Raw genomic sequence first — 20,132 nt, 5'->3', positions numbered from 1 at the left:
CTGGAATCGATCCTGGTCACCACCGCGGACGAGATCGGGGCCGCTTATTGCCTGTTGTGCGAAAGCGTCGAATATCCGGCCAGCCGGGACTGGGTCATCTTCAACCTGCGTCCCGAGGCGCGCTTCAGCGACGGCACCCCCCTCACGGCGCAGGATGTGCTGTTCAGCTACGAAACCCTGCGCGACAAGGGGCTTTCCAGCTTTCGCACCGTCATCAACCAGCAGGTCGCGAAGGCCGAGGTGCTTGATGATCATCGCATCCGCTTCGACTTTACGCCCGATTACCCGCGTCGCGACCTGATCCAGTCCGTGGGAAGCCTGCCGGTCTTCAGCCAGGCCGATTTCGATGCAAACCAGCGCGATTTGGAACAAACGATGCAGACGCCCTTTGTCGGCTCGGGGCCTTATGTGTTCGACCGCGCCGACCTGAACCGGAACGTGCGCTATCGCCGCAATCCCGATTACTGGGGCGCGGACCTGCCGATCAACCGCGGCCGGCACAATTTCGACCTGCTGCGATACGAGTACTTCTCTGACTACGACGCGGCATTCGAGGCGTTCAAGGCCGGCGAATACACCTTCCGCCGCGAAGTCAGCAGCATCATCTGGGCCACACGCTATGATTTTCCGGCCATGACCAATGGCTGGGTGAAAAAGGAGATCCTCCCTGACGGCACCGTGGCATCGGGACAGGCCTGGGTCCTGAACCTGCGCCGCCCCCAGTTCCAGGACATCCGCCTGCGCCAGGCCATCGGGCTGGCGTTCAATTTCGACTGGTCGAACGAAGCCCTGTTCTATGGCCTTTACAACCGGGTCGACAGCTTTTGGGAAAACAGCGATCTTGAGGCGACCGGCACCCCTTCGCCCGGGGAACTGGCGCTGCTGGAGCCTTTGGCGGCCGATCTGCCCGAGGGCATCCTGACCGACGAGGTGGCCACCGCCCCTGTCAGCGGAGAGCGCCAGACCGACCGGCGCAACCTGCGCCAGGCGGCAGCCCTGCTGGACGAGGCGGGATGGGTCACCGGAAGCGACGGGCTGCGCCGCAACGATCAGGGGCAGGTCCTGACCCTCGAAATTCTCAACGACAGCCAGACATTCGACCGCGTGATCAATCCCTTCGTGGAAAACCTGCGCGCCCTGGGCATCGACGCCCGCAACATGCGCGTGGACAATGCCGAATACGAGAACCGCCGCCGGGGCTTTGACTTCGACATGATCGGCGATCATCTGGGACAGCCGGAAATCCCGGGCGCCGGTCTGCAGCAGTATTTCGGTTCGGCCAATGTGGGGGATGTGTTCAACGCCATGGGCCTGGCCAATCCCGCGATCGACGCCCTGATCACCTCGGTCGAGGCGGCGGAAACCCAGGATGAGCTGACGACCCGCGTCCATGCCCTAGACCGGGCGCTGCGCAGCCTGCATTTCTGGGTGCCGCAGTGGTACAACGCCAATCACCTCGTTGCCTATTACGACCAGTTCGGCCGCCCCGAGACCCTGCCGCCCTATGCCTTGGGAGAGCTGGATTTCTGGTGGTACGACGCCGAAAAGGCCGAAGCGCTGCGGGCGGCGGGTGCCTTGCGCCGCTAGGGCATTTCGCTTGATTTCGGCGGGCGGATTGCGGACAAGGCGGATTAACGACACGGGACCGGCAAGGTCCGGACAGTCCCGCAAGGGGGGCAGAGGGGCAGGCTGATGGGCGCCTATATCCTGCGGCGTTTGCTGCTGATCATTCCGACGCTGATCGGCATCATGCTGGTCAACTTCACGCTGACGCAATTCGTGCCGGGCGGCCCCATCGAACAGATCGCGGCCCAGGTCCAGGGCGAGGGCGACGTGTTCCGCAACATCTCGGGTGGCGGGGCCGAGGCGGGACAGCAGGCGCCCTCGGGTTATGAAGGCGCGCGCGGCCTGCCGCCGGAATTCATCGCCCAGCTGGAGCGCGAGTTCGGCTTTGACAAGCCGCCGGTCGAACGCTTCCTGACGATGCTGTGGAACTACCTCCGCTTCGATTTCGGCACGTCGTGGTTCCGCTCGATCAGCGTGGTCGACCTGGTGGTGGAAAAGATGCCGGTCTCGATCACGCTGGGTCTCTGGTCCACGCTGATCGCCTATATCATCTCGATCCCCCTCGGCATCCGCAAGGCGACGCGCGACGGGACGCGGTTCGACACCTGGACGTCAGGCGTGATCATCATGGCCTATGCCATCCCTGCCTTCCTGTTCGCGGTGCTGCTGATGGTGCTGTTCGCGGGCGGCAGTTATTGGCAGATCTTTCCGTTGCGCGGGCTGACCAGCGACAATTTCGGCGATCTCGGCCTTTGGGGCAAGATTAAGGACTATGCCTGGCACGCGGCCCTGCCGGTGACGGCCGCCACGATCAGCAGCTTTGCGACGCTGACCCTGCTGACCAAGAACAGCTTTCTGGACGAGATCAACAAGCAGTACGTGATGACCGCCCGCGCCAAGGGCCTGACCGAAGGACGCGTCCTTTACGGCCATGTCTTCCGCAACGCCATGCTGATCGTGATCGCGGGTTTTCCGGCGATGTTCCTGGGGGTCTTCTTCGGGTCGTCGATCCTGATCGAGACGATCTTCTCGCTGGACGGGCTGGGGCGGTTGGGTTTCGAGGCGGCGGTGCAGCGGGATTACCCGGTGATCTTCGGCACGCTTTATGTCTTTGGCCTGCTCAGCCTCGTGGTCGGCATCCTGTCGGACCTGATGTATGTCCTTGTCGATCCGCGCATCGACTTTGAATCGAGGGCCGGCTGATGGCCATGTCGGAACTGAACCGCCGCCGCTGGCGCAGCTTTCGCAGGAACGGGCGCGCCTTCTGGTCGCTGGTGATCTTTTCGATTTTGTTCGTCCTGGCGATGCTGGCCGAGATCGTGGCAAACGACAAACCCGTCGTTGTCAGCTTTCGCGGCGAACTCTACTGGCCGGCTTACAATTTTTACCCGGAGACCGCCTTTGGCGGCGATTTCGGGACCGAGGCCATCTATCGTGACGAGGCGGTGCAATGCCTGATCGTCTCGGGTGGGCGGGAGGAATGCTGGGACGACCCCGAGGGGATCCTCGAAGCGGTCGAAACCGGCGTCAGCGACATCCCCAGCGCCGAACAGGGCTGGATGATCTGGCCCCCGATCCCTTACCACTTCCGCACGATCAACAATGTCGGCACCGCACCCAGCGCCCCCGATGCCGATCACTGGCTGGGCACCGACGATACGGCGCGCGACGTGCTGGCGCGGGTGATCTATGGGTTCCGGACCTCGATCCTGTTCACGCTGATCGTGACGGTGGTGGCTTCGACCATCGGCATCGCGGCGGGTGCGGTGCAGGGCTATTTCGGGGGGCGCACGGACTTGGTCTTCCAGCGCCTGCTGGAGATCTGGGCCTCGACCCCCGGGCTTTACGTCATCATCATCCTGTTCGCGATCCTGGGGCGCAGCTTCTGGCTGCTGGTCTTTGTCACCATCCTCTTTGGCTGGCCGGCCTTGGTGGGCGTCGTGCGGGCCGAATTCCTGAGGGCACGCAACTTCGAATATGTCCGGGCGGCGCGTGCGCTTGGTGTCAGCGACCGCAAGATCATGTTCCGCCACATCCTGCCGAACGCCATGGTGGCCACACTGACCATGCTGCCCTTTGTGGTGACGGGCACGATCAGCGGCCTCGCGGCACTGGATTACCTCGGCTATGGCCTGCCGGCAGGATCGGCATCGCTGGGAGAGATGGCGCTGCAGGCCAAGCAGAACCTGCAGGCGCCCTGGCTGGCCTTCACCTCGTTCTTCACCTTCGCGATCATGCTGTCGCTGCTGGTGTTCATCTTCGAAGGTGTGCGCGACGCCTTTGACCCGCGAAAGACCTTCCGATGAGCCGCCCGGACGATCCCGAAGCGCTGAAGCCCACGATGCCGATGCCGGGCATTCCCGCCGCCGTGGCCGAGGCGCACGGCGGCCAGATGCCGGGGGGGGCAGAAGCGCATCCCATGCCCGCCGCGCCTTCGGATGCGGTGCTGGAGGTGCGCGACCTGCGCATCGGCTTTCGCTCGGAAGGCCAGGTGATCGCAGCTGTCAAGGGCGTCAGCTTCCACGTCCGGCGCGGCGAAACGGTGGCGCTGGTCGGTGAATCCGGATCGGGCAAATCGGTGACGGCGCTGTCGACGGTGCAGCTTCTGGGTGCCTCGGCCGTGGTCGAGGGCTCGGTCCGATACGCGGGACGCGAGATGGTCGGCGCCCCCGACCGCACCCTGCGCGAAATCCGCGGCAATGACATCAGCTTTGTCTTCCAAGAGCCGATGACCTCGCTGAACCCGCTGCACACGCTGGAAAAGCAGCTGTCGGAAAGCCTGGCGCTGCATCAGGGCCTGTCCGGGGCCAAGGCCCGCGCCCGGATCATCGAACTGTTGACCCGCGTCGGCATCCGCGACCCGGAGAGCCGCCTTGCCGACTATCCGCACCAGCTGTCGGGTGGGCAGCGCCAGCGCGTGATGATCGCCATGGCATTGGCGAACGGTCCCGGCCTCTTGATCGCGGACGAGCCCACGACCGCGCTGGATGTCACGATCCAGGCGCAGATCCTGGAGTTGCTGGCCGAACTCAAGGCCGACGAAGGTCTGTCGATGCTGTTCATCAGCCACGATCTGGGCATCGTGCGCCGCATCGCGGACCGGGTCTGCGTCATGAAGGATGGCGAAATCGTCGAACAAGGCGCGGTCGAGGACATCTTTGCCCGACCCCGGCACCCCTATACGCAGAAATTGCTGGCAGCCGAACCCAAGGGCCGCGCCGAACCGATCGCCCCGGATGCGCCGGTGCTGGTGGAGACGCGCGACCTCAAGGTCTGGTTTCCCATCAAGCGCGGCCTGTTGCGCCGTGTCGTGGGCCATGTGAAGGCCGTGAACGGTGCAAGCCTGTCGCTGCGGGCGGGGGAAACGCTTGGCATCGTGGGCGAATCGGGCAGCGGCAAGACGACACTGGCCCTTGCCATCATGAGGCTGATCGAAAGCGACGGGCCCATCCTGTTCATGGGCCAGGACATCCAAGGCTGGGGCAGCGGCCAGTTGCGGCGGCTGCGCCGCGACATGCAGATCGTGTTCCAGGACCCTTACGGAAGCCTGTCGCCGCGCATGACGGTCGAGCAGATCGTGACCGAGGGCCTGGGCGTCCACGGGGTCGAGCCGGGGCGCGACCGTCGCCAGATGGTGGCCGAGATCATGGCCGAGGTCGGACTGAACCCCGACATGATGCACCGCTATCCGCATGAATTCAGCGGCGGCCAGCGCCAGCGCATCGCCATCGCCCGCGCCATGATCCTGCGCCCCAAGGTCGTCGTGCTGGACGAGCCGACCAGCGCGCTGGACATGACCGTGCAGGTCCAGATCGTCGATCTGTTGCGGGATCTGCAGCGCCGGCACGGGCTGGCCTTCCTGTTCATCAGCCATGACCTGCGCGTCGTGCGCGCCATGGCCCATCACATCATGGTCATGCGTGCCGGAGAGGTGATCGAGCAGGGTGGCGTCGTCCAGATCTTCGACGCTCCGCAACAGGAATACACCCAGGCGCTGTTGAGGGCGGCCTTTCCCATCGCGGCCGAATGAAGATCCTGTTTGTCCACCAGAACTTTCCGGGACAGTTTCCCCATCTCGCGCCCGCCCTTGCGGCCCGCGGGCACGAGGTGCTGGCCATGACGGACGAACGGAACGAGCGGTCCAGCCCCGTCAGGACCGTGCGCTACAAGGCGCCCGAGCCGGTGACGATCAGCAGTCCCTTGGGGCGTTCCTATGCCGAACATGCCGAGCGGGGGCTGCTGGCCGCGCGCGGGGCACGGGCCTTGCGGGATCGGCACGGTTTCCATCCCGACCTGATCATCGGCCATCCCGGCTGGGGCGAGACGCTGTTTCTGAAGGAGGTCTGGCCACAGGCCAGGCTGCTGGTTTATGCCGAACTGATGTACCGCACCCGCGGCCATGACGTGGGTTTCGACCCCGAGATCAGTCCGGGCCGGGACGATGCACGCTTCATGACGGTGGCGCGGTCGGCCCATCTGATCCAGTCTCTGGTGCAGGCGGATGGGGCGATCGCGCCCACCCATTATCAGGCCGACAGCTTTCCGCCCGAGCTGCGCGGCAAGATCACCGTGATCCATGACGGCATCGACACCGCCAAGGTGGCGCCGGACCCGGCGGCCAGCCTGACCCTGCCCGATGGCCGGGTGCTGCGGGCGGGCGACGAGGTCCTCAGCTTCGTGTCGCGTTCACTGGAGCCTTATCGCGGTTTTCACATCTTCATGCGGGCCTTGCCCGAGGTGCTGGCGGCGCGTCCGGACGCGCAGGTCGTTCTGGTGGGGGGCGACGGCACCAGCTATGGCGGCAAGCCGGCCGACGCGGGCAGCTGGAAGGAAAAGCTGTTGGCCGAAGTGGGCGCGCGCCTGGACCTGTCCCGCGTGCATTTCCTGAACCGGGTGCCTTATGCGGATTATCTGTCGCTGATCCGCGTGGCGCGGGTGCATTGCTATCTGACCTATCCCTTTGTGCTGTCCTGGTCCCTGACCGAGGCCATGGCGGCAGGAGCCTATGTCGTGGGGTCCGATACCGAGCCGGTGCGCGAGTTGATCCGGCACAACGAGAACGGGCGCCTGGTCCCGTTTTTCGACATTCCCGCGCTGTCGGGGGCGCTGGTGCAGGGGCTGGCGGGCGATCCGCAGGCCGAGGCGATCCGCAAGGCCGCCCGGGCCACCATCCTCGCCGGCTATGACCTGGCCTCGCAATCCTTGCCGCGGCAGATTGCCTGGGTGGAAAGCTGGGGCGGGATGCGCTAAACCCTTTCGACTGGACGAAAGAGACCACGGATGACGCAGATCAGGCTGACGAACACCCGCACGAGGACGAAGGAGGACCTTGTCCCCATCGATCCCACGAATGTGCGTCTTTATCTGTGTGGTCCCACCGTTTATGACCGCGCGCATCTGGGCAACGCACGGCCCGTTCTGGTCTTTGACCTGCTGGTGCGGTTGCTGCGCCACGTTTATGGCGACAAGGCCGTGACCTATGTCCGCAACTTCACGGATGTGGACGACAAGATCAACGCCGAGGCACAGCGCTGCAAGGCTGCCGGCAGTCCCCTGTCACTGGAGGAGCTGATCGCCGAGCGGACCGAGGAAACCATTGCCTGGTATCACGCCGACATGGATGCCTTGGGCGCCGACCGGCCCGATCACGAGCCGCGGGCCACCGCCTATGTCGGCCAGATGATCGCGATGACCAGCGACCTGATCACCAAGGGCCACGCTTACGAGGCCGAAGGGCATGTGCTGTTCGACGTGCGATCCTTTCCCGATTACGGCAGGCTTTCGGGTCGATCTGTCGATGACATGATTGCGGGTGCCCGGGTCGAGGTGGCGCCCTTCAAGCGCGATCCGATGGATTTCGTGCTGTGGAAGCCGTCATCCAACGATCTGCCGGGATGGGACAGCCCTTGGGGTCGGGGACGGCCCGGCTGGCACATCGAATGCTCGGCCATGTCGGCGGCACTGTTGGGGCCTTCCTTCGACATCCATGGCGGTGGCATCGACCTGCAGTTTCCGCACCACGAGAACGAGATTGCCCAAAGCTGCTGCGCCCATCCACAAGCCAGTTTTGCCAATGTCTGGCTGCACAACGAGATGCTGCAGGTCGAGGGCAAGAAGATGTCCAAGTCGTTGGGCAACTTCTTCACCGTACGGGACCTGCTGGACCGGGGGGTCCCCGGCGAGGTGATCCGTTTCGTCATGCTGTCCACGCATTATCGCAAGCCGATGGATTGGACGGAGGCCAAGGCGGCCGAGGCCGAAGCGGTGCTTCGCCGGTGGCGTGGGCTCGTCGCGGGCATCGAGCCCGCGCCAGGCCCGGCACCCGCCGTCATCGACGCGCTGTGCGACGACCTGAACTCTGCGGGCGCCATTGCGGCGTTGCACGAATTGTCGGCCAAGGGAGATGGTGCGCGTCTTCTGGCTTCGGCGCGCATGCTGGGCCTGCTGATGCCGGACATGGGGGCATGGGCCGAGGCGGACGACGCGGCCGCAGCCCAGATCGAGGCGCTGCTGGCGGCACGGCTGGAGGCCCGCAAGGCCCGAGACTTTGCCCGCGCCGATGCGATCCGCGACGGGTTTGCCGCCGCAGGGGTCGAGGTCAAGGACACGGCCGCCGGCCCGGAATGGTCGCTTGCCGCGGGTTTTGATGCGGCACGGCTGGCCGACTTGGCCAGTGCTTACGGCTCATGACGCTGGAGATCTGCACTGAGGCCCTGCGCCAGCATGATCCCGATCGCTTCGGGGCCGTGCTGGTGGCCGAGCCCGGAGACCGTCCCGCCCTGGTCACGCTTTACGCGCTGAACCTGGAGATTGCCCGCGCGCCCTTTCAGTCGGCCGAGCCGATGCTGGCCGAAATGCGGCTGCAATGGTGGATTGACCGGCTGGAGGAGATGGGGGACGGCACGGCTCCGCCCCTTCATGATGTGCTGACCCCGCTGTGGGAGGCATGGGGCCGGCAGGCCGGCGATCTGGTGCCGCTGGCCGAGGCGCGGCGGCGCGACTGCGACCGTCAGGCCTTTGCGACACCGGCCGAGGTGACGGCCTATGTGGACGCGACGTCCGGCGCGCTGATGTGGGCGGCGGGCCATCGGTGCGGTGCGACCGAAAAGATGCGCGAGATCGTGACCCATCAGGCGCGCGGTGCCGGACTTGCCGCATGGCTGCGCGCGCTGCCGCAATTGCAGGCACTGAACTCGGGTCTTGCGATGCCGCAACCCGGGCATGTGCATGCCCTGGCAGCCGAGGCGCGGGACGGTTTGCGCATGGCGGCGCGGCAGCATCGCAAACTGCCCCGGCGGGCGGCGGCGGCGCTTTATCCCGGACCCCGCGTGCCGCGCCTGCTGTCCGAGATCATGTCCGGTGCTGTCGATCCCCTTGTTTCCGTGCCGGCGATAACGCCTTTCCAGCGCCGCGCCTCCTTGGCGCGCCTGGCGCTGACGGGGCGCTGGTGGCGCTGAAGCAAGGCGCAGAAATCTCTTTTCCTTTCCGGACAGCTATGGAAGGAATTGCCGCAGTATGAGGCCCCGGACAGACAGGCAGGAAAGGGTTGCGATGGCGAAGTTCGACTCCGAGGCAAGGGCCGGCCTGTCGCTGATCGCGCCTCCGTTTCTTTTTGCCGCGCTGATCTTGGCGGCACCTTTGCTGACCATCCTGGCCTACAGCTTCCTGACCGATGGTTACCTGGAGATCATCCGCCAGTTTACCCTCAGCAATTATGTGTCCGTCTTCACCGACCCGATCGTGCGCGTGGTGATGACCCGGTCCCTGATCGTGGCAGCGGTGGTGACCCTGGCCACGGTCCTGCTGGCCTTTCCGGTCGCTTATTACGTCAGCTTTATGGTCCGGCCCGAGAAGAAGGCGATGTGGCTGTTCCTGATCACCATCCCCTTCTGGACCAGCTACCTGATCCGGGTGTTCCTGTGGAAGGTGATCCTGGGCTATAACGGCGTGGTCAATTCCTCGCTGACGGGGCTGGGGATCATCGACGAACCGCTGACCTTCATCCTGTACAACGTCAATTCGATCGTCATCACGCTGGCCCATGCCTATGCGCCCTTTGCGATCCTGCCGATCTTCGTGGCGCTGGAAAAGATCGACCGTTCGCTGCTGGAGGCGGGGCGCGATCTGGGCGAAAGCCGGGCGATGACCTTCTGGCGGGTGACGCTGCCCCTGGCGATGCCGGGGGTGATCGCGGCCGTGCTGATCGTCTTCATCCCGACCATCGGCGATTATGTCACCCCCGAGGTGATCGGCGGCGGCAAGATCCCGATGATCGCCAACCTGATCCAGGTGCAGATGCTGGCGCTGGACAACCGGCCCTTGGGTTCGGCCCTGGCGGTGACCGCGATGCTGATCGTGGCGGTGGTCAGCCTGGTCTTCCTGTTCCTGAACCGGCGCTTTCTGAGGGTCCGGCAATGAAGCAATCCTCCGGCCGGGTCTTGCAGGCCTATGCGGTCTTCTACCTGCTGTTCCTTTACGCGCCGATCATCCTGCTGCCGATCTTCGCGTTCAATTCCGGAACGATCATCGCCTTTCCCCTCCAGGGCATCACCACCGACTGGTTCCAGCAGATGTGGGCCAACGCGACGCTGCGACGCGCGCTGACCAATTCGCTGACCATTGCCGTTTCGGCCTCGGTGCTGGCGACCTGCCTCGGCATCTTCGCGGCCCGCGCATCGACGCGTTTCGCCTTTCCGGGGCGGGGCGGCATCATGGGTTTCATCATGCTGCCGATGGTCCTGCCCGAGATCATTGTGGCCATGTCGCTGCTGGTCGTGCTGCTGGGCCTGGGGGTCGAGTTGTCGCTGCTGACCGTCATCGCGGGCCACACGCTGATCTGCATGCCTTATGCCATCGCCATCCTGTCCACCGCCTTTTCCAGCCTGGACCGGTCCCTGGAGGAAGCCGCCTATGACCTGGGCGAAAGCCGCTGGGGAGCTTTTCGGCTGGTCACGCTGCCGCTGGTCATGCCGGGCATCATCAGCGCGCTGCTGATCTCGTTCACGATCAGCCTGGATGAGTTCATCATCGCCTTCTTCCTGGCCGGAAACGAGCCGACGCTGCCCACCTATATCTTCAGCCAGCTGCGTTTTCCGCGCGCGATCCCCGTCATCATGGCGCTGGGGACGGTGCTGGTCCTGCTGTCGATCGTCCTTCTGGCGATCGGCGAATATTTCCGCCGCCGGGGCAACGCCCGCATCGGCGGCTCGCCCACCGGAGGCCTGCTGTGAGCGACGCGCAAAAGCCCATGATCGATTGTCGGGGCGTCCAGAAATATTACGGCGATTACCATGCGCTGCGCGGCATCGACCTGACCATCCGCGCGGGCGAGTTCTTTTCGCTGCTGGGTCCGTCGGGCTGCGGCAAGACCACGCTCCTTCGCACCATTGCCGGGTTTGAGGATATCAGCAGCGGCGTCGTGCTGATCGACGGGCGCGACATGGGCGATGTGCCCGCGAACAAGCGGCCGACGAACATGGTGTTCCAGTCCTATGCGATCTTTCCGCATCTGACGGTCGCGGAAAACGTGGCCTTCGGCCTGCGCCGCGACCCCCGCAGCAAGGCCGACAAGGCCGCCGCGGTCGAGGAAGCGCTGGCCATGGTCGGGCTCAGGGGCTATGGCGCGCGGTCGGCCCATGCCCTGTCGGGCGGTCAGCGCCAGCGGGTGGCGCTGGCGCGGGCGCTGATCCTCAAGCCCAAGGTCCTGCTGCTGGACGAACCCTTGTCGGCGCTGGACCGCAAGATGCGCGAACAGATGCAGGTCGAGCTGATCAAGCTGCAGCGGCAGGTCGGCATCACCTTCGTTCTGGTCACCCATGACCAGGAAGAGGCGCTGGTCATGTCCGACCGCATCGCCGTCATGTTCGAAGGCGAGATCGCCCAGTTGGACGGCCCAGAGGCACTTTATGCCCGTCCCGCCACGCGCCGGGTCGCTGATTTCATCGGCGTGATGAACTTTCTGCCTGCACGGATCCTGTCCGAGAACGCAGGCACGGTCACGGTCGAGGTGGCGGGCCTGGGGCAGGTCGATCTGCCCCCGAACCAGATCAGCCGCGCAAACCCCGACGATGACGGCCCGATGATCGGTTTCCGCCCCGAGACCATGACCCTGCTGGGCCCCACCGCCACCCACAGCCAGCCCCGCGAAACGAATGCCACCGTCGACGAGGTCGTTTATTACGGCGACATGACCTATTACGACCTGCGGTTGGACGGGGCGGCGCGGCTGGACGGCACGGTGTGCCCCGTTCGGATCTCGATGCGCAACGTCTTTGGTCGGGACGTGCAGGAGGTGGGCACCCGCACCCGTCTGGCCTGGTCGCCCGGATCGCTGGTCCTGTTCCGCTAGAACAAGGCATCACGGATCTCGCGCGGCAGCATGGTGTGTTCCCCTGATCGCAGAATCCATGAGGCAGGCAACCTTGTGGCTGTTCATGGGCAGAGCGATCCGGCTTGAACGCAGATCGGATGCGCGCTGCGCCGGCCCGGCCTCCATCAGCACGGCCCCTGACCAGGAGTGCCGGAGTGGTCCCTGAGACAACGGCAAGAATATGGCTGTCGCCTTTGCAACAACCGTCTCTCCGCCCTGACGACCCACGGGCAGCACAAGGCACGGTGATGGCATCCCGGCTCACGCACCGCCCGTGCGGGGGGACAGGGACAACCAGATGCCGTCCCTGGCGCGGATCGTCAGGCGGGCGACTGGCATGGGCACATGATCGGTCACCCGCATGCGAAAGGTCCCGGTGATGGTGGCCAGCATCACCACACCTTCGGCCATTGCCAGCCCGGCGCCGGGGCAAGCGCGGGGCCCTGAGGAAAAGGGAAGATAGGCCTTGCGCGCGCTGGCCTTGCCTTGGGGGCTGTCCCACCGCGCCGGGTCAAAGATGTCGGGGCGGTCCCAGAGGCGCTGGTGGCGGTGCAGGTGCCAAGGCGACACGACCAGTTGCGCCCCCCGCGGCACGGGACGGTCCCGAAATGTTTCGGGACCCGTCGCTTCGCGCGCAAACATTGCGACGGCGGGATAAAGTCGCAATGTTTCTCGGAAAACGGCGCGCGTGACCTTCAGGTCCGAAACGCTGGCGAAATCGTCGGTCAACAGCGCTGCCTCGGCGGCGACACGGTCCTGCCATTCGGGATGCGCCGCCAGCAGCCACAGCGCCCAGCCCAGCACCGAGGCGCTGGTTTCGTGCCCGGCCAGGAACAGGACCGCCACCTGGTCGATCATTTCGAGTTTTGTAAAGCACCGTCCCGTCTGCGGGTCGGGCGTCGTCATGATCTTGGTCGCCAGGTCATCGGGGGCCGCGCCCGCCGCGATGGCTGTCTGGCGATCACGGACCAGCGTTTCGATCAGGGACCGGATGTGCCGGGCCGTTTGCCGCGTTTGTCGCGAATGCGGACGCGGCATCCAGCGGGGCAGGGGCAGCAGGGCCGCGAGGTTGACCAGCGGCTGTGCCTCCTGATGGGCGCGAAAGGCATGAAAGATGTCGGCGGCAAGCCGGTGTTCGATCGGCATCGAGAAAAGGGCGCGAAAGATCACATCGGCCGCCGCATGGGCAGCCTGCGGCTCCATATCCTGCACTCCGGGGTGCAGTCGTGCCGCGGCCGCGCGGGCAGCGTCCCTGATCGCCGGAAAGCTGGCGCGGACGCGGCCCCCATCAAAGGCCGGGTCGATGATGCGCCGCTGGCGCGCCCAGTCCTCACCGTTGCTGATGAAGACGCCGTTGCCCAGCAGGGGGGCCAGACCTTCGCGCATCCGGTTCGATTTCGGAAAATCCGCGGCCCGTTCCTGCAGGATCAACCGCAGCAGCGCGGGGTCGTTGCAAAAGAAGCTGTGGATCAGCGGATTGCGAAATTCGGCCATCCATGCGTGGTAAAGCCGCTCGGGCAGGGCGGACAGCAGGTCACGGCGAAAGCCCCGGATCAGGCCCGTTATCGTACCGCGCCCTTCCGCCCCTCTGGGGCGCGGCGTGGTCACGGGCGCGCACCCACGGCCCGCGTGATCCGGCCGGGGGAGGCTTCACGGCCGGCGAACCGCTGCGCCAGCGTTCGCGGACCTGCGGTGATGGCGAAATAGTCATAGGCTCCTGGCCGGTCAAAGGCGCAAAGATACTGGAAATGCCGCCGAAACCAGCGAAACCGCATGGCGCGCTGGCGTTCGGGCGAAAGGGTCTGGCTGAAGGCGGCCGAGATCACTAGCGGCCAGCGCTGATCCGGCCCGCCCGCGCCGGACACTGCCACCGGGTCGCAAAGCGCAAAGCAGCAGGCATCGCCGGGAGCGGTCACGTCCAGCCAGAACACGTCGCCGGTCTTGCCCAGCAGCGCAAGATCGGCCCGCAGCCGGTCGGCCCGCGGCAGGAACGACGCCATCGGCACGACATGGCCCAAGGTCATCAGCGACAGGACCGGGCCGGCGGAGCACCCTTCGCGCAGCAGGTCGGCCAGCAGCGACACCGCCAGATAGGCACCCGAGGAATGGCCGACGACCAGAACCTCGTCCGGCTCCTCGGCCAGGATCGCGTGAAGGCGGGCGCGGAACTGCGCCAGCCGCGCCTCCAGTGCCGGGGGATAGGCCCCCTGCAGCCGGGCGGTGAAGGCATAATCATTCATCAGGTAATAGGCGAACAGCCGGTGATCCAGCCGCCGACCCAGCATCAGGATCGCGGCAAAGACCGCAGTTCCTGCCAGAAAGCCCAGCCATGGACCCCCCGATCCCGCCACCACCCGGACCGCGAGGGCAGCCGCCAGAATGGCCAGAACCAGTTGCGCCAGAAGAACCACGATCGGATAAAGCGCGGCGATGACCGGTCCACGGCGCAACCGCATCAGCCGCCACAGCGCGCCGGTCGCGACATAGGTCCAGGCGGTTCGGAACAACTGGACAAAGGTGCCCGGAATGCCGGCGGTCATCTGGGATTGGACGATGTCCGTCCACAACGCGACCTCGATCCGCGCCTCGACAGGATGGTTCTCGATCTCGGCCTCGACCCCCCAGGAAAAGCCGTGGGACTGCGGCACGCGAACCAGACGCAACCGATGCCCCGAGATGCGGGCCTGGTCGGCAGCCTCGCGCCGGTAAAGCTCGCGATAGCGGCGCGGCGGGATCGGATCGAATCCCGGCAGATACAGGACATGCCGGCGGAAGGGTCGGGTCATCGAGAGGCCTTCGGTCACTGCCGACAGAATAAGGCCAATTACTCGGGCGGCAAGCCCCCGCCGTTATCCGTTCTGCCAGCGTGCCTCATGCGCCTCGATGGCGGCAATGCGTCGTGCAACGGGGGGATGCGACAGGAACCAGGCCGGTGCGCCCGCACCCATCTGTCCGGTCAGGCGGTCCAGCTTGCGAAACAGCGACTTCTGCGGCTCCGTTCCCAGGCCCGCCTTGATCATCAGGGCGCTGGCAAATCGGTCGGCCTCGAATTCGTCCTGCCGCGACAGGCGGGCAGCGACGGCCGTGGCGATCATATTGGCGATCCAGGCGCCGATGCCGGGCAGAAAGCGTCCCAATACACCCGCCAAGGCCAGCCGGATCGCGTTCTGTCCTGCAAAATCGATCATCCGGCGCCGGGAATGACCCAGCGAGACATGGCCCAGTTCGTGCGCGATGACGCTGGCCAGTTCCTCGGCCGTGACCTCGCAGGCATCGAACTTGCGGATGAAGCCGCGTGTCAGGAAGATGCGGCCATCGGGCGCGGCCAGCCCGTTCACGGGCTCGACCTCGTAAACATGCGCCTCGATGGGCGGCAGGCCCATCGCGCGGCCCAACCGCTCCAGCATGGGGGTCAGGCGGGGGTGGCGCAGGGGCGTTGCCTTCTGGTTCAGGTCCTGCTTGAGGCGCCATGCGGAAAAGAACCACATCGCGGCAAGATAAAGTCCCAACAGAAGAAGCGGCGTGACTTTGAGCATGACAGGAATATGGCGACGCCAGGTCCGGGATGCCAGTGCCGCGTCGCGGCCAGATGCCGCAGGCTGTCAGCCCAGGACCCGCATGGCGCGGATCAATCCGTCCAGCGTCAGGGGCATCATCCGGTTTTCAAAGACCTGTCCGATCATGCCGATGGACCTTGTATGGTGCCAATGCGCCTCGGGCACCGGGTTCAGCCAGACATGGTCGGGCCATGTCTCGGCCAGACGCCGCAGCCAGACCTCGCCCGCCTCGGGGTTCCAGTGCTCGTTCGCGCCGCCCGGCACGGCGATTTCATAAGGCGACATCGAGGCATCGCCCACCATGATGCACTTGTAGTCGCGGCCATATCGGTGAAGCACGTCCCATGTCGGCGTTTGTTCCGTCCAGCGGCGGCGGTTGTCGGTCCACAGACCTTCGTAGACGCAGTTGTGGAAATAGAAATGCTGCATGTGCTTGAATTCGGCCCGTGCGGCCGAGAACAGTTCGTCCACGACGCGGATGTGGTCGTCCATGCTGCCGCCCACGTCCAGAAACAGCAGGACCTTGACGACATTCCGACGCTCGGGCCGGGTCTGGACGTCGATGTACCCGTGATCGGCGGTGGCGCGGATCGTGCCGGGAAGGTCCAGTTCCTCAGCGGCGCCGTGCCGGGCCCACTGGCGCAACCGCTTCAGCGCAACCTTGATGTTGCGGGTGCCAAGCTCGGCCCGGTCGTCAAAGTCGCGGAATTCACGCTTGTCCCAGACCTTGACCGCGCGTCGGTGCCGGCTTTCGTCCTGACCGATCCGCACGCCTTCGGGGTTATAGCCATAAGCGCCGAAGGGCGAGGTTCCGGCCGTGCCGACCCATTTGTTGCCGCCCTCGTGTCGCCCCTGTTGTTCGGTCAGGCGCTGGCGCAGCTTGTCCATCAGCGCCTCGAAGCTGCCGGTCGCGTCGATTTCGGCCTTTTCGGCCTCGGTCAGCAGTTTTTCGGTCAGCTTTTCCAGCCATTCGCGGGGCAGGGCGCGTTCATCGACCAGCACCTCGAGCGGGATCGTCTCCAGACCCGTGAAGGTTTCGGAAAAAGCCCTGTCGAAACGGTCCAGATGCCGTTCGTCCTTGACCAGGATCAGCCGGGACAGGGCGTGAAAGCCCTCAACCGTCCAGCCATCCAGTCCGGCCTGCAGGCCCTCCATCAGGTCCAGCCATTCCCGCAGCGAGACCGGAACTCCGTGCCGGCGCAGGCTGTCGAGGAAGGGCAGGAACATCAGGCCATCCGGTGAACGATGATCGTGGTGAAGAGTCCGATCATGGCAAAACCCAGCCCGAAGGCAATGGAATACTGCACCCGGTCGCGGCGGTTGCCCCCCAATTGGCCGGCACGGCGCCAGCCCAGGGCCGCCCCGATGATGGCTGTGACGATGACGATCATGGCGGTCCTTCCGGTGGGTCTCGGGCTTGTCGCGGATAACCCGGCCCGCCGGGTGACGCAACCGTCGCGGCCGCGGCGGATCGTCATGACCGGACCTCAGGCGGTCAGCATGGCGCGAAAGGCATGCCAGCTGGATTTTGGCGTGCGGACCATGGTCTCGTAATCCACATGCACCAGCCCGAAACGGGGGCCATAGCCCCAGCCCCATTCGTAATTGTCCAGCAGCGACCAGTAGAAGAAGCCCCGCACATCAACCCCTTGGTCGATAGCCGCCCTTACCGCGCGCAGATGGTCGCCGATGAACGCGACGCGCCTGGCGTCATCGGTCACGTTCGGGCCAGCGGCCAGTGCCATGCCGTTTTCGGTGACATAAAGGGGCAGGCTGCCCGTGTGGTCGCGGGCCAGTCGCGTCAGGAACTCGGTCAGGCCCTCGGGGCGGATTTCCCAGTCCATCTGGGTCTTGGGCAGCGGGCCGGGAACCTCGGCCGCGTGGGGCCAGAGGCCGGGGTCGCCGGCATGGAGCCTGCGCGTGTAGTAGTTCACGCCCAGCCAGTCCAAGGGCTGCGCGATCAGGTCCATGTCGTCCTGCCAACCCTGCGGCAGATGCGGGCCGATGCCCTCCAGCGCGTCCTCGGGGTAACCTTGTCCCATCAGTGCGCGGATGAACCACTGGTTATAGATTGCGTCCTGCGTCTGGGCCGCTTGCAGAGCCTCGAGCGTGTCGTCGGCGGGGTGGCTGGTCTCGAAATTCAGGACGATGCCCAGGTTGCGCGCGCCCTGGGCCCGCAGCGCCTGCATGGCGACGCCATGGGCCAGCAGGACGTGGTGTATGGCGCGGCTGGCTGCGTGGATGTCGCGCAGGCCGGGCGCGTGGTGGCCCAGGAAATGCGACAGCCAGGCGATGCACCAAGGCTCGTTCAGGGTGGCGGCAGTCTCGACCCGATCGCCGATGCGGGCGTTGATGGTCGTGCACAGGTCGGCAAAGCGGGCGGCGACATCGCGGTTCTGCCAGCCACCCTGGGCCGCAAGCGCGGCGGGCAGGTCCCAGTGATGATAGGTCAGGAACGGCTTCAGGCCGCGCTCCAGCATCCCGTCCACCAGGCGGTCATAGAAATCCAAGCCTTCGGGGTTGGCGGTCACCCCGTCCGGCATCACCCGCGCCCAGGAGGTCGAGAAGCGATAAGCGCCGAAGCCCGCATCGCGCACCAGATCCAGATCCTCGGGCCAGCGGTGGTAATGGTCACAGGCCAGGCTGCCGTTGCTGTTGTCGGCAATGTTGCCCGGCGTGGCTGCAAAGCTGTCCCAATGCGACAGGCCCGCGCCGCCATGGGCCGCCCCCTCGATCTGATAGGCCGAGGTGGCGGCGCCAAAGACAAAGTCAGTGGGAAAGTCGGTGCGGGGCGGCAGCATGAGCAGAATCCTCCTGTTGGACGCCATGCTGGCATGGCGCCGGCGGGCGAAAAAGGGGTCAGGCGGCCCGGACGGCGACCTGCCGCCAGCCGAAGGCCAAGACAAAGAGGGCGGTCAGGATCACGATGATCGTGGGCGCGGGCGCGCTGTCCAGCCAGAAGCTGGCCCAGATGCCGCCTAGGCTGGCACCAACCGCGATCGTGGTCGCCAGTGCCATCATCACGGCCAGCCGCCGCGTCAGCAGAAAGGCGATGGCCCCCGGCGCGATCAGCAGGCCGACCGACAGGATGATGCCGACCGAGGACAGCATCGCCACGACCGAGGCGGCGATCATGGCCAGCATCCCGTAATGCAGCCAGCCCACCGCCAGACCCGAAACCCGCGCCTGCACCGGATCAAAGGCCAGCAGGGCAAAGTCGCGCCATTTCAGAACCAGCGCCAGCGTCACCGCCAGCGCGACCGGCGCGGCCTGTGCAAAATCTCCCGGTCCGATGCCCAGGATGTTGCCGAACAGGATATGGTCCAGGTGAACACCCGGCGGAAACACCGTGTAGAAGATCAGCCCCAGCGCGAACATCCCCGCCATCACGACCCCAAGTGCCGTGTCGGGCTTGATGCGGCTGTTGGCGTCCAGCCAGCCCGAGGACAGCGCGCAGATCATGCCCGCCACGAATGCGCCCAGCAGCAAGGGCAGGCCGAAGGCATAGGCCAGCACGATCCCCGGCAGGACGGCATGGCTGATCCCGTCGCCCATCAGCGCCCAGCCCTTGAGGACCAGAAAGCAGCTGAGAAGCGCGGCAGGCACCGCCACGATTACCGCGATCAGCGCGGCATCGGCCATGACAGGATAGGTGAAAGGCAAAACCAGCGCGTTCATGCCGGCCCCCTGATCGCCGCGCGGGCGCGGCGGCGTGCGGCGCGCAACCCGTGGGTCGGGGCGAAGACAAAGGCCGCAAGGAAGAGGACGGTCTGCAGGGTCACGATGATGCCGCCCGTCGCTCCGTCCAGAAAGAAGCTGGCATATGCGCCGACAGCCGAAGTCAGCGTGCCGATCAGGACCGAAATGACAATCAGGCGCGGAAACCGGTCGGTCAGCAGATAGGCCGTGGCCCCGGGTGTCACGACCAGCGCAATCACCAGAAACGCCCCCACCGTCTGCATCGCCGCGACGGTCGATGCGGCCAGCAGCGTGAAGAACAGAGCCTTCATCCGTTGCGGGCGCAGGCCGATGGTGCGGGCGTGGGTTTCGTCAAAGAACACCACCATCAGGTCGCGCCACTTGAGGCCCAGGATGACCAGCGACACGCCCGAGATCAACACCAGCTGCAGCACGTCGCCCGGCGCGATGGCCAGGATGTTGCCCATGGTGATCGCTTGAAGATCGACCGCGACCGGGTTCAGCGAGATCATGAAAAGGCCGATCCCGAAAAAGCCGGTAAAGATCAGCCCGATGATTGCATCCTGCTTGAGTCCCGTCCGGTTGTTCAGGAACAGCATCGTCAGGGCCGCCAGTCCGCCCGACAGAAAGGCGCCCAGTGCAAAGGGCAGGCCCAGCATATAGGCCCCCGCCACGCCCGGCACGATGGAATGCGACAAGGCATCGCCGATCAGGCTCCAGCCCTTCAGCATCAGATAGGCGGACAGAAAGGCGCAGACTGCGCCCACCAGCGCGCTCACCCACATGGCGTTGACCATGTAGCCGTAGCTGAAGGGCTCGGCCAGGGCGGCCCCCATCAGCGGCCGCCTACCGCGCTCTGCCGGCGCTCCGCTTCCGTCTCCGACGCGCTCTCCTCGTCGCTATAGACCACGAAAGGCCGCTCATCATCGGAGATGACGCTC

18 protein-coding genes are annotated in these 20,132 nt (G+C 65.5%); 10 read left to right on the top strand and 8 right to left on the bottom strand.

Translation table 11 applies throughout. From position 1 onward, the window contains the following. From ACLHHB_RS04105 to ACLHHB_RS04060, 10 genes are all read left to right on the top strand, one after another. On the top strand, nucleotides 1–1,587 hold a 1,587-nt coding region (locus ACLHHB_RS04105), incomplete at its 5' end, for an extracellular solute-binding protein (protein WP_410217014.1). A gap of 105 nt (nucleotides 1,588–1,692) precedes the next feature. Further along, complete coding sequence (locus tag ACLHHB_RS04100) at nucleotides 1,693–2,769, top strand: microcin C ABC transporter permease YejB (RefSeq protein WP_410217013.1); 1,077 nt, start codon at nucleotides 1,693–1,695, stop codon at nucleotides 2,767–2,769. Beyond that, entirely contained in the window at nucleotides 2,769–3,872 is a 1,104-nt protein-coding gene (locus ACLHHB_RS04095) for an ABC transporter permease (protein WP_410217012.1), read from the top strand. The genes ACLHHB_RS04100 and ACLHHB_RS04095 overlap by 1 nt, the downstream gene beginning before the upstream one ends. Before the next feature lie 113 nt (nucleotides 3,873–3,985). Continuing rightward, nucleotides 3,986–5,596: an ABC transporter ATP-binding protein gene (locus tag ACLHHB_RS04090; protein ID WP_410217015.1), complete on the top strand. Its 1,611-nt coding sequence runs from the start codon at nucleotides 3,986–3,988 to the stop codon at nucleotides 5,594–5,596. Then, the gene (locus ACLHHB_RS04085; protein WP_410217011.1) at nucleotides 5,593–6,816 is read left to right on the top strand and encodes a glycosyltransferase; all 1,224 of its coding nucleotides are present in this window, start codon (nucleotides 5,593–5,595) and stop codon (nucleotides 6,814–6,816) included. The genes ACLHHB_RS04090 and ACLHHB_RS04085 overlap by 4 nt, the downstream gene beginning before the upstream one ends. Before the next feature lie 30 nt (nucleotides 6,817–6,846). After that, on the top strand, nucleotides 6,847–8,256 hold the full coding sequence (gene cysS, locus ACLHHB_RS04080; protein ID WP_410217010.1) for a cysteine--tRNA ligase: 1,410 nt from the start codon (nucleotides 6,847–6,849) through the stop codon (nucleotides 8,254–8,256). Then, nucleotides 8,253–9,023 carry a squalene/phytoene synthase family protein gene (locus ACLHHB_RS04075; protein ID WP_410217009.1) on the top strand — a complete coding sequence of 257 codons (771 nt, stop codon included), beginning with the start codon at nucleotides 8,253–8,255 and terminating at the stop codon, nucleotides 9,021–9,023. Before cysS ends, ACLHHB_RS04075 begins: the two co-directional genes overlap by 4 nt. Nucleotides 9,024–9,117: 94 nt before the next feature. Next, nucleotides 9,118–9,984 (top strand): ABC transporter permease, encoded by an 867-nt coding sequence (locus ACLHHB_RS04070; RefSeq protein WP_410217008.1) that lies wholly within the window; start codon nucleotides 9,118–9,120, stop codon nucleotides 9,982–9,984. Then, complete coding sequence (locus ACLHHB_RS04065; protein WP_410217007.1) at nucleotides 9,981–10,796, top strand: ABC transporter permease; 816 nt, start codon at nucleotides 9,981–9,983, stop codon at nucleotides 10,794–10,796. The genes ACLHHB_RS04070 and ACLHHB_RS04065 overlap by 4 nt, the downstream gene beginning before the upstream one ends. After that, nucleotides 10,793–11,914 carry an ABC transporter ATP-binding protein gene (locus ACLHHB_RS04060; RefSeq protein ID WP_410217006.1) on the top strand — a complete coding sequence of 374 codons (1,122 nt, stop codon included), beginning with the start codon at nucleotides 10,793–10,795 and terminating at the stop codon, nucleotides 11,912–11,914. Before ACLHHB_RS04065 ends, ACLHHB_RS04060 begins: the two co-directional genes overlap by 4 nt. 282 nt (nucleotides 11,915–12,196) lie before the next feature. Here the strand turns inward: ACLHHB_RS04060 and ACLHHB_RS04055 are convergent, their stop codons facing one another. The 8 genes from ACLHHB_RS04055 to ACLHHB_RS04020 form a co-directional block, all read right to left on the bottom strand. Beyond that, nucleotides 12,197–13,543 carry a cytochrome P450 gene (locus ACLHHB_RS04055; protein WP_410217005.1) on the bottom strand — a complete coding sequence of 449 codons (1,347 nt, stop codon included), beginning with the start codon at nucleotides 13,541–13,543 and terminating at the stop codon, nucleotides 12,197–12,199. Further along, nucleotides 13,540–14,721 (bottom strand): hypothetical protein, encoded by a 1,182-nt coding sequence (locus ACLHHB_RS04050; RefSeq protein WP_410217004.1) that lies wholly within the window; start codon nucleotides 14,719–14,721, stop codon nucleotides 13,540–13,542. The genes ACLHHB_RS04055 and ACLHHB_RS04050 overlap by 4 nt, the downstream gene beginning before the upstream one ends. 63 nt (nucleotides 14,722–14,784) lie before the next feature. Next, nucleotides 14,785–15,471 carry a M48 family metallopeptidase gene (locus ACLHHB_RS04045; protein ID WP_410217003.1) on the bottom strand — a complete coding sequence of 229 codons (687 nt, stop codon included), beginning with the start codon at nucleotides 15,469–15,471 and terminating at the stop codon, nucleotides 14,785–14,787. A 66-nt stretch (nucleotides 15,472–15,537) separates the two neighbouring features. After that, a complete protein-coding gene (locus ACLHHB_RS04040) occupies nucleotides 15,538–16,719 on the bottom strand; it encodes a vWA domain-containing protein (RefSeq protein WP_410217002.1) in 1,182 nt (393 codons plus the stop codon). Beyond that, complete coding sequence (locus ACLHHB_RS04035) at nucleotides 16,719–16,883, bottom strand: hypothetical protein (RefSeq protein ID WP_410217001.1); 165 nt, start codon at nucleotides 16,881–16,883, stop codon at nucleotides 16,719–16,721. Before ACLHHB_RS04035 ends, ACLHHB_RS04040 begins: the two co-directional genes overlap by 1 nt. Nucleotides 16,884–16,979: 96 nt before the next feature. Further along, the gene (locus tag ACLHHB_RS04030) at nucleotides 16,980–18,293 is read right to left on the bottom strand and encodes a GH1 family beta-glucosidase (protein WP_410217000.1); all 1,314 of its coding nucleotides are present in this window, start codon (nucleotides 18,291–18,293) and stop codon (nucleotides 16,980–16,982) included. Nucleotides 18,294–18,351: 58 nt separating this feature from the next. Next, nucleotides 18,352–19,170 (bottom strand): metal ABC transporter permease, encoded by an 819-nt coding sequence (locus ACLHHB_RS04025; protein ID WP_410216999.1) that lies wholly within the window; start codon nucleotides 19,168–19,170, stop codon nucleotides 18,352–18,354. After that, entirely contained in the window at nucleotides 19,167–20,027 is an 861-nt protein-coding gene (locus tag ACLHHB_RS04020; RefSeq protein ID WP_410216998.1) for a metal ABC transporter permease, read from the bottom strand. Before ACLHHB_RS04020 ends, ACLHHB_RS04025 begins: the two co-directional genes overlap by 4 nt. Nucleotides 20,028–20,132 lie beyond the last annotated feature (105 nt).

Origin of the sequence: Paracoccus sp. (in: a-proteobacteria), from assembly GCF_046462195.1 — a bacterium.
Taxonomy (GTDB): Bacteria; Pseudomonadota; Alphaproteobacteria; order Rhodobacterales; family Rhodobacteraceae; genus Paracoccus.
Note: the sequence above shows the minus strand (reverse complement) of the source record. Positions and strands in the feature narration are given on the sequence as shown.

What these genes read in the sequence shown, in the direction of transcription:
- ACLHHB_RS04100 (WP_410217013.1), top strand. Translation starts at nt 1,693, where the DNA reads ATGGGCGCCTATATCCTGCGGCGTTTGCTGCTGATCATTCCGACGCTG.
- ACLHHB_RS04095 (WP_410217012.1), top strand. Translation starts at nt 2,769, where the DNA reads ATGGCCATGTCGGAACTGAACCGCCGCCGCTGGCGCAGCTTTCGCAGG.
- ACLHHB_RS04090 (WP_410217015.1), top strand. Translation starts at nt 3,986, where the DNA reads ATGCCCGCCGCGCCTTCGGATGCGGTGCTGGAGGTGCGCGACCTGCGC.
- ACLHHB_RS04085 (WP_410217011.1), top strand. Translation starts at nt 5,593, where the DNA reads ATGAAGATCCTGTTTGTCCACCAGAACTTTCCGGGACAGTTTCCCCAT.
- cysS (WP_410217010.1), top strand. Translation starts at nt 6,847, where the DNA reads ATGACGCAGATCAGGCTGACGAACACCCGCACGAGGACGAAGGAGGAC.
- ACLHHB_RS04075 (WP_410217009.1), top strand. Translation starts at nt 8,253, where the DNA reads ATGACGCTGGAGATCTGCACTGAGGCCCTGCGCCAGCATGATCCCGAT.
- ACLHHB_RS04070 (WP_410217008.1), top strand. Translation starts at nt 9,118, where the DNA reads ATGGCGAAGTTCGACTCCGAGGCAAGGGCCGGCCTGTCGCTGATCGCG.
- ACLHHB_RS04065 (WP_410217007.1), top strand. Translation starts at nt 9,981, where the DNA reads ATGAAGCAATCCTCCGGCCGGGTCTTGCAGGCCTATGCGGTCTTCTAC.
- ACLHHB_RS04050 (WP_410217004.1), bottom strand. Translation starts at nt 14,721, where the DNA reads ATGACCCGACCCTTCCGCCGGCATGTCCTGTATCTGCCGGGATTCGAT.
- ACLHHB_RS04045 (WP_410217003.1), bottom strand. Translation starts at nt 15,471, where the DNA reads ATGCTCAAAGTCACGCCGCTTCTTCTGTTGGGACTTTATCTTGCCGCG.
- ACLHHB_RS04040 (WP_410217002.1), bottom strand. Translation starts at nt 16,719, where the DNA reads ATGTTCCTGCCCTTCCTCGACAGCCTGCGCCGGCACGGAGTTCCGGTC.
- ACLHHB_RS04035 (WP_410217001.1), bottom strand. Translation starts at nt 16,883, where the DNA reads ATGATCGTCATCGTCACAGCCATCATCGGGGCGGCCCTGGGCTGGCGC.
- ACLHHB_RS04030 (WP_410217000.1), bottom strand. Translation starts at nt 18,293, where the DNA reads ATGCTGCCGCCCCGCACCGACTTTCCCACTGACTTTGTCTTTGGCGCC.
- ACLHHB_RS04025 (WP_410216999.1), bottom strand. Translation starts at nt 19,170, where the DNA reads ATGAACGCGCTGGTTTTGCCTTTCACCTATCCTGTCATGGCCGATGCC.
- ACLHHB_RS04020 (WP_410216998.1), bottom strand. Translation starts at nt 20,027, where the DNA reads ATGGGGGCCGCCCTGGCCGAGCCCTTCAGCTACGGCTACATGGTCAAC.